This window comes from Streptomyces yunnanensis (assembly GCF_029011865.1).
GTDB lineage: Bacteria > Actinomycetota > Actinomycetes > Streptomycetales > Streptomycetaceae > Streptomyces > Streptomyces yunnanensis.
The window spans coordinates 3,004,466-3,019,719 of sequence record NZ_CP095749.1 but is presented as its reverse complement, the minus strand read 5'-3'; the positions used below and the strand labels follow the sequence as shown (position 1 = coordinate 3,019,719).

General features: G+C 68.9%; 14 protein-coding genes. 5 read left to right on the top strand and 9 right to left on the bottom strand.

Annotated elements, in window-relative coordinates:
* Positions 1-154: 154 nt before the first annotated feature.
* Positions 155-1,342 carry a S8 family peptidase gene (locus MOV08_RS13010; RefSeq protein WP_275307561.1) on the bottom strand — a complete coding sequence of 396 codons (1,188 nt, stop codon included), beginning with the start codon at positions 1,340-1,342 and terminating at the stop codon, positions 155-157.
* Positions 1,339-2,064, bottom strand: a complete 726-nt coding sequence (locus MOV08_RS13005; RefSeq protein ID WP_275307560.1) for a hypothetical protein — start codon at positions 2,062-2,064, stop codon at positions 1,339-1,341. The genes MOV08_RS13010 and MOV08_RS13005 overlap by 4 nt, the downstream gene beginning before the upstream one ends.
* Positions 2,065-3,189: 1,125 nt before the next feature.
* On the opposite strand from MOV08_RS13005, the gene MOV08_RS13000 reads away from it, so the two are divergent.
* The 3 genes from MOV08_RS13000 to MOV08_RS12990 all read left to right on the top strand — a co-directional run bounded on the left by MOV08_RS13000 (position 3,190) and on the right by MOV08_RS12990 (position 5,364).
* Positions 3,190-4,485: a C2 family cysteine protease gene (locus MOV08_RS13000; protein WP_052286721.1), complete on the top strand. Its 1,296-nt coding sequence runs from the start codon at positions 3,190-3,192 to the stop codon at positions 4,483-4,485.
* An 89-nt stretch (positions 4,486-4,574) separates the two neighbouring features.
* The gene (locus MOV08_RS12995; RefSeq protein ID WP_275307559.1) at positions 4,575-5,012 is read left to right on the top strand and encodes a hypothetical protein; all 438 of its coding nucleotides are present in this window, start codon (positions 4,575-4,577) and stop codon (positions 5,010-5,012) included.
* Positions 5,013-5,184: 172 nt separating this feature from the next.
* Positions 5,185-5,364: a hypothetical protein gene (locus tag MOV08_RS12990; RefSeq protein ID WP_275307558.1), complete on the top strand. Its 180-nt coding sequence runs from the start codon at positions 5,185-5,187 to the stop codon at positions 5,362-5,364.
* A 22-nt stretch (positions 5,365-5,386) separates the two neighbouring features.
* Here the strand turns inward: MOV08_RS12990 and MOV08_RS12985 are convergent, their stop codons facing one another.
* The 7 genes from MOV08_RS12985 to MOV08_RS12955 all read right to left on the bottom strand — a co-directional run bounded on the left by MOV08_RS12985 (position 5,387) and on the right by MOV08_RS12955 (position 13,861).
* A complete protein-coding gene (locus MOV08_RS12985) occupies positions 5,387-6,529 on the bottom strand; it encodes a hypothetical protein (RefSeq protein WP_275307557.1) in 1,143 nt (380 codons plus the stop codon).
* Between the two features lie 141 nt (positions 6,530-6,670).
* A complete protein-coding gene (locus MOV08_RS12980) occupies positions 6,671-7,879 on the bottom strand; it encodes a putative T7SS-secreted protein (RefSeq protein WP_275307556.1) in 1,209 nt (402 codons plus the stop codon).
* Between the two features lie 81 nt (positions 7,880-7,960).
* Positions 7,961-8,251, bottom strand: coding sequence for a WXG100 family type VII secretion target (locus tag MOV08_RS12975; protein ID WP_235094530.1), 291 nt, complete (start codon positions 8,249-8,251; stop codon positions 7,961-7,963).
* A gap of 330 nt (positions 8,252-8,581) precedes the next feature.
* Positions 8,582-9,220, bottom strand: coding sequence for a hypothetical protein (locus MOV08_RS12970; protein ID WP_275307555.1), 639 nt, complete (start codon positions 9,218-9,220; stop codon positions 8,582-8,584).
* 185 nt (positions 9,221-9,405) lie between these two features.
* Positions 9,406-10,455 (bottom strand): SUKH-4 family immunity protein, encoded by a 1,050-nt coding sequence (locus MOV08_RS12965; RefSeq protein WP_275307554.1) that lies wholly within the window; start codon positions 10,453-10,455, stop codon positions 9,406-9,408.
* Positions 10,452-12,809 (bottom strand): ATP-binding protein, encoded by a 2,358-nt coding sequence (locus tag MOV08_RS12960; protein ID WP_275307553.1) that lies wholly within the window; start codon positions 12,807-12,809, stop codon positions 10,452-10,454. The genes MOV08_RS12965 and MOV08_RS12960 overlap by 4 nt, the downstream gene beginning before the upstream one ends.
* A gap of 650 nt (positions 12,810-13,459) precedes the next feature.
* Positions 13,460-13,861: a hypothetical protein gene (locus tag MOV08_RS12955; protein ID WP_039632237.1), complete on the bottom strand. Its 402-nt coding sequence runs from the start codon at positions 13,859-13,861 to the stop codon at positions 13,460-13,462.
* Positions 13,862-14,101: 240 nt separating this feature from the next.
* Here MOV08_RS12955 and MOV08_RS12950 point away from each other — a divergent pair, with 240 nt between their 5' ends.
* The gene (locus MOV08_RS12950; RefSeq protein ID WP_039632235.1) at positions 14,102-14,410 is read left to right on the top strand and encodes a WXG100 family type VII secretion target; all 309 of its coding nucleotides are present in this window, start codon (positions 14,102-14,104) and stop codon (positions 14,408-14,410) included.
* Positions 14,407-15,192 (top strand): WXG100 family type VII secretion target, encoded by a 786-nt coding sequence (locus tag MOV08_RS12945; RefSeq protein ID WP_275307552.1) that lies wholly within the window; start codon positions 14,407-14,409, stop codon positions 15,190-15,192. Before MOV08_RS12950 ends, MOV08_RS12945 begins: the two co-directional genes overlap by 4 nt.
* Positions 15,193-15,254 lie beyond the last annotated feature (62 nt).

Here is a 15,254-nt window from a genome sequence, read left to right as displayed (position 1 = left end):
CGCGCTGTTCCCGCTTCGCGCCGAAGCCACTCGCCAGGGGTCTTCCGGAAATTCGGGGAAAAGATGTCCGAGAAGTCCGGCTCAATACCGAGGTGCTGTACAAGCTGGATGACGGATGGCGTACGCGAGCGAGTCGCCGCCACCCGTCACCTCGCTACCGTGGCGGACCGGCGAAAGGGAGCGGACCCTGCGACGGCGCTGCCGCGTCCGCCTTCGCACGCTTCCTGGCAAGAACCCCTATCAGCACCGCGGAAACAACCATCAGCAGTCCGACCCCGGCCGTGGTGCAGCCGACGGCCAACATCCCCGTCTGCATCGGGGGATGGTGCTTCTTGGGAGTGCCGTCCGTCCCTATCGGGTACTCCTTGCCCGTGTACTTCGTTGCGGCGGATTTGTCGGCGGGAGGGCTCGACGCGCCCTGCACCGCCGCAGCGGCATTGATCTGCCCGGCCCCGACGAGGGGGTTGCGCCCGCCTGCGGGGTGATGGGCCGTTGTGGTCAGCAGCTCACGTACCTGAGTGGGCGTCAGTTTGTCGTTGTGCGAGAGCATCAGGGCCACGACGCCGGACGTGAGTGCCGCCGCGGGCGAGGTGCCGCTGACATTGGCGAAGCCGCCGGTGTTCTTCGCACTGGCGATGTCCACACCCGGAGCCGCGATGGCGTTGTACGACCGCACGGTGGAGAAGTCCGCGCGGTTGCCGTCCTTCTGGGTGGCGGCGACAGCGATCACTCCCGGATAACCGGCCGGGAATGAGGTGTCGTTGAACATGGCCCCGTCGTTGCCCGCGGAAGCGATGACCGGGATCCCCTTGTTCGCCGCGCGGGCCAGAGCGTTGACATCGTCATCGTCGTAATTGCCGAACTGGTCACCGCCCAGCGACAACGAAATGACGTTGGCGCCGTGATCAACAGCGTAATCAATGCCCTCGGCGAGGGGGTTGTTCTGCCGAGACGGCGGGTGTTCTTTGTTCTCGTCAAGTACCCGGACGGAAAGGATCTTCGCCTGCGGTGCGACCTTGAGTACATCGGAGGCCATCGCGGTGCCGTGCGCTCCCCAGTTGGGATTACCGGACTGGAGGCCGTCATGGAAGAAGTCGGGTCCCGTGGTCACTCGTCCTGCCAGCGCCGGGTGATCGGCTTCGACGCCACTGTCCAGGACCGCGACTGTGATGCCCTCACCCTGGGCGGTCTTCTGCGCCGCGGCGAGCCCGAGCGCCTGGTACTCCCAGCTGGTGGGTGTGGCGGCCGCCGCAGGCGCGGCCGCTGTGCCACATAGCAGCAGGCTGAGGCCGGCCGCCGCAATGGCCGTGCCGGTGCGGGGGGATCGTGTAGGCGAGGTCATTTCTTGGTCTCCTCAAACAGCAGCTCACCCAGATGCGTCTCCAGGGTCCTGATCAGACTCTGGGCCGCTCCGGTCCATGGCCTGCGGTCCTGGTTCCCGTCGTATTTGCCCCACTGGCCCGGTAGGTGACCCGCCTTGCGACCATCAACCGCACCGGCCGAGGCCGCGAAGGCGTAAGGGATGTAGAGAGTGTTCGAGGAGTCGCCGGCCGAGCCGTTGCGTTGTGCATCGCTCCAGTTGGCGGCGAGGGTACCCGGGACGGGATATGCCTGAACCAGGTCCTCCGAGGAGGCCTTGCCCTCGCGGTCGCTGAAGAATCCGTGCATGGGCTCGGACTTGGTGTCCTTTGGGAACGCGATGAGAGCGACCGTCGCCAGGGTGTTGCCTGTTGGGTCCACGTAGGTGGCGCGCAAGACACCCCGGCAACCAAGCTTCTTCACCTCGGTGACCAAGGCGCTGTTCAGGCCTTCGTCACACCCGGTCTTCTCTGATATGCCGAGACGGTGCCACTGAGCGCGCTTGGGGTCCGTACTGTCGGACCGGGCGTTCGGCTTGAACCCCAAGGCTTCGGGAAACAGCTTGTCGATGGGCTCATTACGCCACATCGTGGGGCCGAATCCGGTCGAGTTACTCATGGACTGGTTGTAATTTTGATAGGTGTGGACGGTCAACGCCCCGCCCGCCAGAAGCGCGAGCGCGCCGACCGCTCCCAGAAACGCCATGAGGCAGGAACGCGCCGTCTTCTTTTGCGGGGGCGGAGTGATACCGGGAATTCCTGGGACGGGCCCGGGAATTCCTGGGAAGGGTCCGGGCATTCCCGGGGCAGGGGGTGTCGCCGGCGCTCCCTGTGGGACCCAACCGGCCTGCGGGGCGTACCCGTTTTGCGGGGCGTAGCCGTTCTGCGGTGCGTTGCCGGGAGGGCCGGGCGGTGCGGACGGTCCCTGCGCGGGGAAGGGGGACTGAGCCATGCCCTGTCCCTGCAACGAGGAGCCGTGGTGGGGCCATTGCTCATACGGGCCGGCGTTGCCGGGACTTCCTGGCGGTTCTCGATGCGGCATAGTTCCCCTCTTAGGTCTGGGCGTCCAGCTGTGCGGTCGAGGTGCGGCGAGCGCAGGACGGCGGGGGAATGGCTCAGTCGTGGCGCACGCCCCCGCACGTGCAGAGAAACCTTATCTGGCGTTCATTTGGGGCGCGTGAGAGACCTCCTGTACCGACGCTCAAGTCAGCGGTCCGATGGCGGAATTCCGGTACGAATCGGACGGGAGGTAAGGCATGCCGCCTGTGATTTTGCAACCTTTTATGGACAGACCGTCGAAAACGGTTGTGGCTTCGTGGGTCTGTGAAACTCGCCTCCAAGCGTGGAGGCTATGGCCGCAAGCGAGTTGAGAGCCGGGGCGAGAAAGGCGCAAGTTTCCCGGCGCTCTCGGTCCTCGCCTGTCGGCCCTCCTTCCACGAGGAGGGCGGGAATATCTTCCTGAGCTTCCTGTGGGGCGCCTGGCCGGGGTTCTGGGGTGCCGTCGCCAGGTTCTGCGCGCTCGGCAGGTGGTCGAAGATGGCGGACGAGAGGGTGATGCCGGCTACCGTTGGCTGGGTCATCCCGAGCCGGTCCCCCCGCTCAGGACCGTTGACTCATAACTGCCGATTGCCTCGGGCTCAACCCGAAACCCGGAGTCCCCCATGTCAGGTACCCCGGAGTCCACATGTCAGGTACGCTTCATAGGCGATTGTGAGCCTCGCATCGTACTGAGGATTCGTTAAGACTGGGTGCCAGGGTGCGAGGCCCATCACACGCTCTGCACAAGCAGCCCCTCCCACGGGCGGTTGGGCAGTCGTACGGGGGAGGAACGGTGGGATACGGCCGTAACAACTGGCGCCAAGTGGCCGGTTTCGCCGCGGACTTCATTCCGGGCGGCGGCGCCGTGCTCGGCGCGGTCGACCTGGTGCGCGGCGTCAACGACAGCATCGGGCTGAGTCGGCTGAACTACGTCAAGGACGGCCACCCGTTGGTCGAACTCCCCTGGCAACCCCCGGGCCCGCCGCCGAACCCGCAGCGGGCCGAGGCCGTCGGAGGGCAGGCGTGGAACCTGCTGTTCGCCGACGAGACCCGCTACAACGCGCGCTCGCTGCTGGACCAGGTGGCCAACCTCCTGGTCCCGCTGCCGCCGACCGAGCTGGACATGGTGGTCCGCCGGTGGGGCCAGCAGGGCCTGGAGCGGTGGGACGACCTCACCCACGTCGAGGACGAGCACGGCGAACCGGCCTACGACTGGCGCCGACAGGCCGAACTGTTCAGCTGGCTGCTGCGCTCGGTGAGCCCGTACACGGCGATGCTGGTCGGCACCTGGATGGTGTGCAGCCAACCCGAGTACGACCCGGGGTGCGCCTGCGCGGACCACGGCTGGGTGCTGCCCGAGGGACCGTTCGCGCAGGTCGACGGCGCCTATTTCACCCAGGACTGGAAGCGGGTCTCCGGCTCGACGGAGGCGATGTCCTGGCAGGACATGGACCAGGGACGGTTCGGCACCTGCTGGTTCCTCACCAGCATCCAAGGGGTGATCCAGGCCAACCCCCAGCACGCCGCCCGCCATCTCCGACTTGAGGCCAACGGCACGGTCACCTGCACGCTCTACGTCCAGGGGCGGCCGGTCGACATCACGATGGTGCCCGACCTGCCCTACGGCCACAACATGCTGTGGTGCGCCAAGGGACACACGGACGACGCCCGCTACGCGGAGACCTGGCCCGGCTACTACGAGAAGGCCGTCGCGAAGCTGCGCGGCGGCTACGAACAGGTCACCGGCGGCTTCGTGAACGACGCGTTCGGCCTGCTCACCGGCCGGGAGCCGCAGCCCCTCGACTACCACTCGCCCTGGCTCTGTCACGAGATCGCCGACCGGCGGGCGCGTGGCCAGGCAGTCGCCGTCGGCACCTGGGGCAGGGGGAACGACCGCGAAAAGCTGGCCGGTGGACGACTGGCGACCAGCCACGCCTACTTCGTGAAGGACGTCGACGTGGCCGGCGGCCGGATCTGCCTCGGCAACCCCTGGGGCGACGGCGCCACACGCAAGATGTGGGAGTGCTGGCTCACCCTCGACGAGGTCCGGACCTACCTCAACAAGTGCTGGGCGGTGGAGACGTGGTGACGCCGCCGTCGACTCCCTGCCGGTCCGCTGTCGCTCCGCTCCGTCTCCGGCGCCATGTGCCACCGGTCTTCGCCGTAGCATTCCCGCTCATGGATGCAGCGGGGCGCAGTGGTGAGGCGACGGTCGAGCAGGGGCCGGTCGAGGACGAACAGGCGGGACACGGCCGGACCGAGGAAGGCCGGACCGAGCACGATCAGGCCGAGCACGACGAGGCCGAGCAGGACCGGGCCGACGACGGTCAGGACGACGCCGACCCGGCGGAGAGCCGGATGGGGCTGACGCCTCGCCAGGCACGGCGGGTGCGGGTCGTGCTGGCCTCGGTGATGATGGCCGCGATGGCGGTGCTGCTCGTGGTGCGACTGGCGACCCGCCACTCGGTCCTGGTGGTCGGGGTGTACGGGGCGGCACTCATACTCTGCGGGATCGTCATCGAACTCGCCCGCAACGGGCGTACCCGGCTGGGCACTTGGCTGCTGGGCCTGGGGCTCGCGGCGGCGATCGCCGCGGACTGGCTGCTGTTGCCCTGAGCGGCTCGGGCCGGGGCCTGTCGTCACATTCTCGTCGTCGCCCGGAGGGCGGCATCACGGCATCACGGCGTCTGGCACGTGCTCGCCTGTGAACCGACACCCCGGTCGCGCACTCACGACCGCTGACGAAGCGAGGTCAACGCTACGGAACGGGATCCTCGGGAGTCAGCGTGTGCGGGAAGGCATTGAGGAAGGCGTCGTCTCGGGGGATCAGGGCTGTCCCCCAGGAACCGTCGGTGAAGCCGATCTGAAATTCCTTGGCGCTCTGGGTGATGTGAATGGCACGGAAAACCTCGGCGTGGCGTTCGTCGGCGGGCAGTACCGCTCGTATGCGTCCCGCAAGGTCATGTGACTCATTCTGAGTACCTCTCAATTCACCCGAAAATCGAGTCCATTGGGGCGGCGCCGGTGGAGCGGGTGCACGGGGACGTCACCTCGGCTGTGAGCCGAACGGCGGATGCGTCGACGGATAGCGTGAACGAATGACCCACGCGTTGTCCGGAGGTGTCGACTTCCCACGCCCGCAAGGTGCCTCCCGCGTCCGTCGTCTCCGATTCCCAACCACTGGCGGAGAACTCCGCCGACACCCGCGACAGCGCTCCGCGAAGCTCACCGGCCGGCACGAGATCGATGTGCCACACGTGCTTCGCGGAACACGGGGTGCGCAGGCCCTTGGCCCAGCAGTCCGCGCAGGTGATCGTGGCAACGGAGTCCTGGCCACCCACGCGTCCGCGCAGGGCTATGGCGTCGAGCAGCCTACTGGAGTGCCAGTAGAGGGCCTTCTTGACGGCCTCGTCCGGCTCGGTCGAGGTCGATGCCGACGGTGCGCTCCGCATGGCGCGGTAGTCCGCAATCTCCTGGTCCGTGCCCCAGTCGACCGTGTTCAGGACTTCGCGGAAGAGTTCGGCGTGGAGATCCCAGCCTTCACCCGCCTGCGAGCTGAGTTCAAAGATCAGCATCTCTGTCGTGCCGGGCAGGGGGATGTAGGCCTGCATCTGCGACTGGGTAACCGGAAGCTCGCGACCTGACGCCGACCATTCCGCGTTGATGACGTACGAGGACATTCCGACGCGGACTAGGGCGGGCCCGCAGTTCAACTCCACGGATTCCCAGTCGTCGTCCGGGTACTTTCGTTCGAGTATCTCGCGTGTCTTGCGCAGAGCCTCGGACTCGTCCGCGCTGTCGTGCACCACCTGGCTGACGACTATGGTCGACAGGCTCGGCCGCCCCTCGACTTCGAGCGGGCAGAGTCCGGCGTAGATGACATCGGCCTCCACCATGGGTTCCAACTGCGCCGAAAGACCCAGCGCGAAGCGGTACTGGTAGTCCTGCGGATGATTCGGCAGGAGGTCCGTGACCAACTCGTACAGCTGCGTGGCTGCCGATTCGTCATCGATGGCGTCGACGGGGAGCTCGCGGACGAACGGCGGCATGATCCAGCCGATGCGCAGTTTGGTCGATTTCTGCTGCTGGGGTGGCATCGCCGTAGTCGTGCTATCGCTGGTGTCATCCGACATGTTCTGGTCCCTTCGCTGCGCACGCGGCAGGGGCGTGCGTCGAGGCGGGCGCGCTCAGCGGCACTTCCGCTCTACCTCCGATTCGCGCAACCCGAATAGCCGCGTGAAAGTTGTCTACCGTCCCTGCGCTGCGCCGGGCCCCTACTCGTCTTCCCCACCGGAGAGTTGCTTCGCGGCGCCATGGATGAACGACCCTGCCTTGATGGGCAATTGGATGCCGGCCTCCACGGTGCTCGGCACCTTCCCTTCGGGGAATTTACCTTTCAGGAGCATGTTGATGCCCTTCTGGCTGAGGGGGGATCGAATCCCTTCGTAGACTTTTTCGCCGAGTTGGTATCCCCTAGTCAGGCCCTGGGCTCCCGCGGCAACTTTTCCTAGTCCGCCGACCTCGGCTATGTTCGCGGCGCGTACGGCGATTTTGGCGCCCCCGACTGCCGACTTCGCGAGGCCGCCGACTCCGGGAATGACCCCGAGTGCATCGAGACCGATCTTCCATCCCGGTGTGCCGTTCCCGCGGGCATTGCCGATCCAGTGACCTGCCATGGCTCCGGCGGCGCAGACAGCGGAGGCGCCCGCGAGTACGCCACCCGCCACCGTGCCCACGACCGGGACGAACTCACAGGCGAGCGCTGCCGCTGCCAGACCCGAGGAGATGGTCGACAGCAGATCGGCGTGGTCCACCAGCCAGTCCGTGAATGCCCGGAAGCCGGACTTCAGGCCGTCGATGGCCTTGTTCCACCAGTGGATGTCCGGCGGGTGGTTCTCCGATGCCTTGAGAATCGCGCGTTCGGCCTCGCCGGCGCGGTCTTTCCACTGGGCGTGGATGCGCTCGGCCTCGCGTATGAGGTGTTCCAGCTTGTCCTTGGAAGTGTTGGCCGCGTCTTTGGCATCGCCCAGATTACTGATGAGTTGCTTGAACCCCGGATCGTTGGCATCCACCGTCGCCAGGTTGAGCGAGTTGTACTGCTTGGCCAGACCGTTGTAGTGGTCCTGGTCGGATTTCAGCTGCTTGCGGGCTGACGCCGCCTCCGCCTCGATCGTTCCGGCCTTGTCCTGGAATCCTTGCAGATGGGTGTGCCAGCCCCGTAGGGCCTTGGCGCAGTCGTGCATGGATTCGCTGCCCTGGCGCAGGTACTTGGGCAGTTCGCCGAGTTTCTTCGCGAAGGCCTGTGCTGCATCGCCTTCCCATGCGCCGTCGTTCTGGCCGATCGACTTGAGCATGTGGTCGAGTTCATCCAGCTCGTCGCCCACCGACTTCACATCCGAAGCGAGTGCCTGGATCTGGCCCAGATCTCCCTTGGCCGGATTGAAACCGACGCCGGGCCAGGCCGAGTCGTCCTCGATGAACATGCTGCGCCAAGACATGCGTCTCCCCCTGTGGTTGATCTGTTCTCTGCTGCCGGGCGGGTCGGCGTCGAACTGCGTTGATGGTTACTTCTTGCCCATCATCTTGGCGTTTTCTTCTTCGCCTGCCTTATAGGCGTCCAGCGTCAGCTTGAGCTTCTCGTGAATTTCATTTGAGGCTTTTGTGATTCGCTTGATGCCGTCGCCCCACTGGTCCTGGAACTCGTCACAGGCATCGTCGAGGCCGTCGGTGCCCAGGGTCTTCGGGCCCACTTTTTCGAGGCGGCGCTGTGCGTCCCGCATGCGATCGCCTGCCTCTGAGAGCTTGGACAGCATCTCCTGGATACGCCCGACATCGATTTTGAAGTCCGTCGCCATAATGCGATTCCCCCTTCGCCCGGCTATTTCGTTACGGTGATCCTGTCCGCGGTCTTACGAAAACGAGTTCCGCGCCAGTGGAGCAGGGTGCACCGACCGGCACGGCGATCGCGGTTCGGCGCATCTCGCCACCTTAACGCAGCTTTGCGGAAGAGAAAAAATTTGAATTTGACTCAAAACGGCGAGTGCGTCGTTGAGTGATGCGATGGGACATATGGCAGAGGTGCTGCATAAGCGGAAGGTGAGGCCATCTCGGGAATGTCCCGATATGGCAATGTCCTGCCCGAGTGCTTGCGGGGGGCTGGGGCATGAGTGCCGGTGTCCTTGGCTCTACGCGCCGTACAGCACGGCCTGTGCATGGATGAGGTTCATATCCAGTGCTTCGGCGTCCGCGCGGTATCGGCCGTTCTGGAAGTCGAGGGCGATCTTCCTCGGTCCGCCGCCTGCCCGCACGCGCCAGCGGGCGCGGTGGGGCTTGCTCCACAGTGAACGGCTCGGGTGCAGGTCGCCGTTGAGGAGGTAGACCACCGCCAAGAGGGCCCAGAACGGCGAGCATGCCCAATATGCCACCCAACCGCGGATGTTCCCCTTGTAGGCAACCGCGCTGCACTGCCTGTCCGCGTCCTCGATGCGCCATGCCTGGCGGATTCCCAGTGGGGAACGCCCCTGGGTGATCCGGCCGATGAACCGGCCGGATCCGTCATGCACCGCAAACACGGTCCGGGAGGGAGCGGCGTCGGCCTGGGGGGCGACGGTGCACAGGGTATGGGCGGGCTCCGTCGCCGCCGTGAGGGCGAAGGCCGGCTCGTGGTCGTCGCTTCCGCTGCGGCGGTGGACTCGGGCCAGGGGTGACGCGGCAGCGAACCTCCCCATTCCCGGTTGGAGGGCTCCCCATGCCGCACAGCCTGGCAGTGCCATGAACTGCTGGGCGGACTCGTCCTGCGAAAAGCAGAACTTTATCTCGGTCATGCGGGAAACTCCCTCTGTTTCGACTTGCCCCGTTCCACGGAGCTCGTACCCTCGCGTACCCGGATGACCATCCCATGGATCTTGGCGAGGCAAGGCGCGGCACATGGCGACGGCCGACCGGTGCGTCAGGCGGCGCGGCAGGTCGACGGCAGGGCGACCTGTACGGGCGCAGGCCAGTCGGAGCGTCAGAACAGGCCGTGCCACATCTGCTCGGTCACCAGGGACCACCAGTTGTCGGCGTCGTCCAGGGACCAGGGATCGAGGGCCACGAGCTGTTCCTGGAAGGCGGCGACCGCGGCGCCCGAGGCGTACGGGTCGAGGTGCGCCAGCTGCCGGCGCGTGGTGACCAGGAGGGCGAGCGAGCGCAGGTGGGCGGCGAGGGAACGGTTGACGAAGCGGGCGCCGCCGGTACCGGGTTGGACGGCCCACAGGGTGCCCAGCTGGCTCGGGTCGTCCTCCGGTGCGACGCACTGGACGGCGATGGTGTACAGGCCGTCGGTGCCGAGGCGGACGTATCCGGAGAGGATCTCCAGGATCTGCGGCTGGGCGTTCGTCCCGGTTTCCCGGAGGTGGGCGGCGACGTCGGCGAACAGGCCGCCGGCCGGCGGGGCGGCCGGGTCGTCGGCGGTGAAGAAGTAGGGCACCTGGGCGGGGAGGCCGGCCTCGGTCAGGGTGGTCCTGGTGTCCTCGGGAAGCCGGGTGGCGCCGAGCGCCGCGGCGTCGGGGCGCCGTACGCCGCCGGGGCCGAAGACCTCGGCGAGGTGGGCGCCGAGGTCCGCGGCGGGCAGCGGCGGCGCGGGGGCGACGGCCTGCGGAACGGGCGCCCGATGCGGCTGGGGCGGCGCCTGCCGGCCCGCGAGCTGGTGCATGGTCTCGATGTGCCGGAGCAGCCCGGCGATGCCCGCGGCGCGCTCCTCGGGGCGCGCGCCGTAGTCGGTGGTGCAGGAGAACGCGGCGTTGGGGAAGGCCCGGAGGACGAAGTCGCCGGTGTAGCCGCCGGGCAGCATCGCCGGCCGCAGGTCGGTGTGGACGGCGCGGACCGCGGCACCGTCCACGCCCTGCCGCCGCAACTCCTCGAACAGCTGGTACTCGGCGGGCGGCAGGCCGGGGCGGGAGACCTTGGCGAGGCTGGTCTCCTCGCCGGTGGACGGGTCGAGATAGGTCGCCACGGCGGTGTTGCCGGGGCCGACGACCGGCGGCTGGGCGGTGGGGTCTGCCTGCGCCTGGGTGTTCACGAGTGGTCTCCTTCGGGGCCGCGGGTGCGGCCGTGGGCGGCGGCGTCGGTGGACGGGACGGTGGTCGGCGCGGCGGCCTGGGCGGGGATGGCGGCCTCCGTTGCTCCAGTGGCGTGGGCGGCGTCGGTGGCGTCCGTCGGCTCGGCGTCCGGTGTCGGGGCAGGCGCCGCAGCGGGTGCCGGGGCAAGGATCTGGCGAGCCGTCACACCGCGTTCGGTGGCGACGAGGAGGATGCCGTCCGGGGTGAGGTCGGCGTCCCGGAACGGGGAGTCGGAGATCAGCGCGGTCACCACCTCTCCGCTCGCCCGGGCCCACACCCGTAGGTAGTCGGCGCCGCAGCTGAACCCGTACGGAGCCGCCGCCTGCTCCTGCTCCGACGGGCGCAGCACCCGCGCGGGGTCGGCGTCGACCGGGACCGGGCGGAGGAGGTCGTGGAGGAGGAGGGCGGTGGGCGCGGTCGCGGGGGCGGGAGCGGCGTCGGACGGAGGGGCCGCGGGCTCCGCCGCAGCCGTATCCGCAGCTGTATCCGTAGTCGTAGTCGTAGTCGTAGTCGTCGCCGTTGCCGTCGGCTCCTGGGCGTCCGCGGTCGGCAGTGGACGGGAGCCGGGCGTTCCCGCCGGGACCAGCAGCGCGGCGACGGGGCGCCGGGTGCCACCGGGCGCCGCCGGATCCGTGCCCTCCTGCGCCGGCAGGAACCCGGCCGTCACCGAGGCCACGCCCGGCAGCGGCAGGCTCCACAGGGTGCGCCACGGCAGGTCCAGGCCCAGCCCGTGCAGCGCCTCCGCGTACGGCAGCAGCCCGTCCTCGACGAACGCGGTCTCCAGGAGCGCCGCCCGCATGTCGAGCGGGGCCTCGGAGCGGGTGAGCAGGGGAGCGGTGCGCAGATACGTACGGGCCGGTGCGCCCAACTGGTCGAGCGGTACGGCCTCGACGGCGGTGCGCAGCCGGGTCGGGTCGGCGTGGGTGAACAGGCCCGGGTCGGTGAGGAGTTGCGGGAGCAGACCGGCTTCGAGGGTGTGCGCGGCGAGGTAGTCGCGGACGTAGGGGTCGGCCTGGGACCAGTCCTGCTGGGGCACCGCCTCCAGCAGCGCCATGGCGATCTTGGTCTGGGCGTCCCGGGGGTCCGCCGTGCCGGCGCGGAGCTCGGCGGCGAGGCCCGGGTGGGTCAGGCGGATCAGCGTGCGGGGGGCGTCACCGGAGGTCTTCGGGGCGCCGGAGGTGTGCTCATCCCCGGACGCCTCCGGGTGGCCCGCGGCAACGCCGTCCATCGCGCCCTCGTCGGCGTCCGCACCCTCGTCACCGCCGTCCGCGGGAAGCGTCACCGGCTCCACGAACGGGGCGGCGAGCAGCATCCCGTCGGCGATGACCCGGCCCATGTCGCGTCCGGCGACGGCGTTCGCCAACGGGTGCCACAGCTGCACCGGGAGCCCGTCGCCCTCGGCGAACGCCAGCGGCGCCAGCATCTGCCGGAGCGTCAGCGGATCGGCGCCCAGGCGGCGGGCGTGCAGGTCGAGGACGTCGCCGACGGTGCGGGGCAGCTGCGCCTCGTCGGCGGGATCGAACCCCTCGGGGTGGGTGAACAGCGACCGCACGGCCAGGTGGACCGTCAGCCGGCTGCCGTCGGCGCGCCGGGCCAGCGCCTCGGCGAGCGCCCGGCGCGCGTCCGGGTCGGTGGTGAACGGGAGGTCGGGGGCGCCGGCCTCCGGGGTGAGCGCGGTCTCGGCGTGCAGGACCAGGCCCTCGGGGTCGGCCCACTCGGGCGCGTCGAGGTCGATCACCTGCACCTGGCCGCGCGGCAGTGCACCGGCCAGCTCGGCGGCGAGTTCACGGGGCACGTCGGCCAGGAGGTGCACCGTCGGCGTCGCGGCGAGCGGTACCAGGACCTCGCGCACCAGGCGCACCGGCTCGTTGGCGGCGCGCACCGGACCGGCCAGGTTGACGTCCGGTACGACGACGGTCAGCGGCTCCTCGCGGGCGGCGAGTTCGGAGAAGACGTCCGCCGTGCGCCCGGCGGCGAGGCCGAGGTGGTCGGCGAGGAGCCACAGCACCTGCGCGGCCGTCAGGCCCCGGGGGCTCGGTACGGCCGGCGCCGGGAGGTCCGGGGGGACCGTCGCCGGGTCCAGGTCGTCCAGCGGGAGCTGCTTGCGGTAGTCGGGGTCGCACAGCATCAGGAAGCCCGCGACCAGGCGGGAACTCCCGCTGCCGGGGCTGCCGGTGAGAACGACCACCCGCGGTGCGCCGGGCCACCGCATGCGCCAGGCGGCGAGGGCACGGAGGGCGGTGGTGCGGCCCCCGACGTACGGGTGCGGCGCGTAGCGGGCCGCAGTGCCGGCCGCGTCGTCTGAGGCGTTCATGACTTCCTCGTCCCCCATCGATCCCGCCCTCCACTCCCGTGGATCCGTGCAAGTACTGGCTAGATCCTATGTTCCGGTCCGGAATCGGGGGACGGCCGCGGGGCGGCTGTTCCGGAACCGGCACACAGGGCGCCGCACCTGGGCGAGCAGGGGGAGGTCGGGGCGCAAGGGAAAGGTGGGCCTTATTCCCGTTTTGCAATTTCTGCGCGATGTCGCGCTCTTGTCTGGTGTGTGCTTTTCCGGTGCGTTCTTATCCCGTGTGCACTTGCCCGACTCGGGGTGGATCGGCGTGGTGTTGTCCGGCGTGATATTCCTCCGGATCTCCGTCGAGCGAGCCGTAAGGGACGAGTGTTGCCGAGCGATGGAGAACGCCGCCGCGCGATGCGGAACGCCGCCGGGCGCCGCGGAATGATGCCGAACGGAGATCAAAAGCCGGATGATCGGGGAGGGGGACCCGCGGAGGGTCCCGGCGGGACGCCGTCGAGAAGCCGTCGAGAAGCCGACGGGAAGTCGCCGCGAATCCCGTTAAAACGGGATCGAAAAGCCACCAAAAACCCCAACAATCACCGCGATCCGCCCGTATCATGCCGGGTCATCCGGCCCACGCGGGCGGATCGTCTCGTCTTCAGGGTGGGGGGCAGGGGTGCGGTTCAGCGGTGGCCGCGGCCGCCGCCGCGGCGGGGGCCGGTGACGAGGTTGAGGCTCGGGCCGTCGCGCTCGGCGCGCTCGCGGTCCTCCTCCTCGTCCTGCTTCTTCTGCCACTCGGCGAACTTCGCGCGGGACTCCTCGCGCTCGGCCGCCGTCTGGTTCTCGGCCGCGTGCCGGATCTGGTTCATCCGGTCGCCCAGCGCGTCCATGTAGCCGGGCGTCTCGATGGCTTCCTTCATGCCCATCCGGCCGGAGAGCACTTCCTGGGCCATCTCCTGGAGCTTGCCGCCCACCTTGGGGTTCTCCGCAAGCACCTTCAGCGCCTTCCGCAGACGGGCCGCCTGCTCATGGTCCTGGGCGACGTCCATCAGGTCCTCGTCCTGGATCTGCCGCTCATTGCTCATGTCTGCCCCCTTGTACGTGGTGGCACAGCAACCGCGCGTGCTGCACCGGCGTCATGAGTGTAATGACGGATGTGAACGGGTCGTCAAGGCAGGGGTTGTCGGTATTGCCGGATATTGCTCCGGAGCCGCTTCCGCGCTTCGTGCACAAGCGACTCCGCCAGGGGCTTCGGGCCTATTGCGGGTGTGCTAGACCTGAGGCGATGTACAGCAGGTCGCTGTCATTCAATTCGGGGAGAAATGATGTCCGATGAAGTCCGGCTCAGTACCGAGGAGCTGCACAAGCTCGGTACGACCTTCGAGATTCGAGCGGAAGAACTGAGCCGGCACTTGAGCGCATTCAGACGGCGTACGGACGCCGACGCGCTCAGGGACGGTTTCGGCAGCGATGAAGCGGCCCGGCCCTTCCGCGAGTTGTTCGAGGAGGCCGAGCGCGCCCTGGCACAGCTCCAACAGCGGCTGGCCGAGGTCGGCGGCGGCATCAAGGAGACCGCCGCGAACACCCAGGCCACGGAGGACGAGCTGGTCGAGATGATGCGGAGCGTCAAGTGACGGAACCACGACGCAATCCCCATGCGCTGCACGAGGCGGCGGCCGGCTGGCGGGACATGGGCAAGCACCTGGACGGGCTCGTCCGCGACCTCGACCGGCACGTCGGCGCCGCCGCCTCGGCCGACTGGCACGGCCCGGCGGGCGAGGCGTTCGCCGCCGAGTGGCACCAGCTGAAACGGTCCGTCGACGAGTCCCTGCCGGTCTTCGAACTGGCCGCGGCCGACCTGCAGAACGCCGCCGACAACCACCACGAGGACAGCACCGGCGGGGCCCACGACAGCGACTCGGCGAGCGCCGCACAGCCCGCCTCGCAGTCGTCGGGCCAGGGAATGGCCTACGGCCTCATGGCGCTGGGCCAGCTCGCCAACGGCCTCGGCGGCGCGTTCGGCAAGCGCGGAGGCCGGGGCGGTCAGAGCCAGGCCCCGCAGCTGCGGCACCAGTGGGACTCGTCCTCGGCGGCCCACGGGCCCGACCCGTTCGGCACGCCCCGGGACGGCGCGGCGGCGACGCGCGGCGGCGAGGGCATCGCCAAGGGCGTCCGGACGAACCCGGCCGAGGCGCAGCGCGCGGCGGAGGAGCAGGAGGCGAAGGCCGCCGCGCGGCAGAAGGCGGCGGAGAAGGCGGCGGAGAAGGCGGCCGACGGGAAGGCGCCGGCGAAGGGCGCCGCACCGGCCGGCGACAAGGCGGAGAAGGCCGCCGGCGCCGCGTCCGGTGAGGGCCGGGCCGCGGACGCGTCCGCCCCGCCCGGCCCGGACGTCACCCAGCACGGCGCCTTCGGCTGACCCGAAGGCGGCGCGCGGACAACGCGAACAACGCGAACAACGCGAACAACGCGAACAACCGA

Bases quoted from the DNA above. Each gene is read 5' to 3' on its own strand.
- MOV08_RS13010 (WP_275307561.1), bottom strand. From the start codon at position 1,342: ATGACCTCGCCTACACGATCCCCCCGCACCGGCACGGCCATTGCGGCG.
- MOV08_RS13005 (WP_275307560.1), bottom strand. From the start codon at position 2,064: ATGGCGTTTCTGGGAGCGGTCGGCGCGCTCGCGCTTCTGGCGGGCGGG.
- MOV08_RS12995 (WP_275307559.1), top strand. From the start codon at position 4,575: ATGGATGCAGCGGGGCGCAGTGGTGAGGCGACGGTCGAGCAGGGGCCG.
- MOV08_RS12985 (WP_275307557.1), bottom strand. From the start codon at position 6,529: ATGTCGGATGACACCAGCGATAGCACGACTACGGCGATGCCACCCCAG.
- MOV08_RS12980 (WP_275307556.1), bottom strand. From the start codon at position 7,879: ATGTTCATCGAGGACGACTCGGCCTGGCCCGGCGTCGGTTTCAATCCG.
- MOV08_RS12975 (WP_235094530.1), bottom strand. From the start codon at position 8,251: ATGGCGACGGACTTCAAAATCGATGTCGGGCGTATCCAGGAGATGCTG.
- MOV08_RS12970 (WP_275307555.1), bottom strand. From the start codon at position 9,220: ATGACCGAGATAAAGTTCTGCTTTTCGCAGGACGAGTCCGCCCAGCAG.
- MOV08_RS12960 (WP_275307553.1), bottom strand. From the start codon at position 12,809: ATGAACGCCTCAGACGACGCGGCCGGCACTGCGGCCCGCTACGCGCCG.
- MOV08_RS12955 (WP_039632237.1), bottom strand. From the start codon at position 13,861: ATGAGCAATGAGCGGCAGATCCAGGACGAGGACCTGATGGACGTCGCC.
- MOV08_RS12950 (WP_039632235.1), top strand. From the start codon at position 14,102: ATGTCCGATGAAGTCCGGCTCAGTACCGAGGAGCTGCACAAGCTCGGT.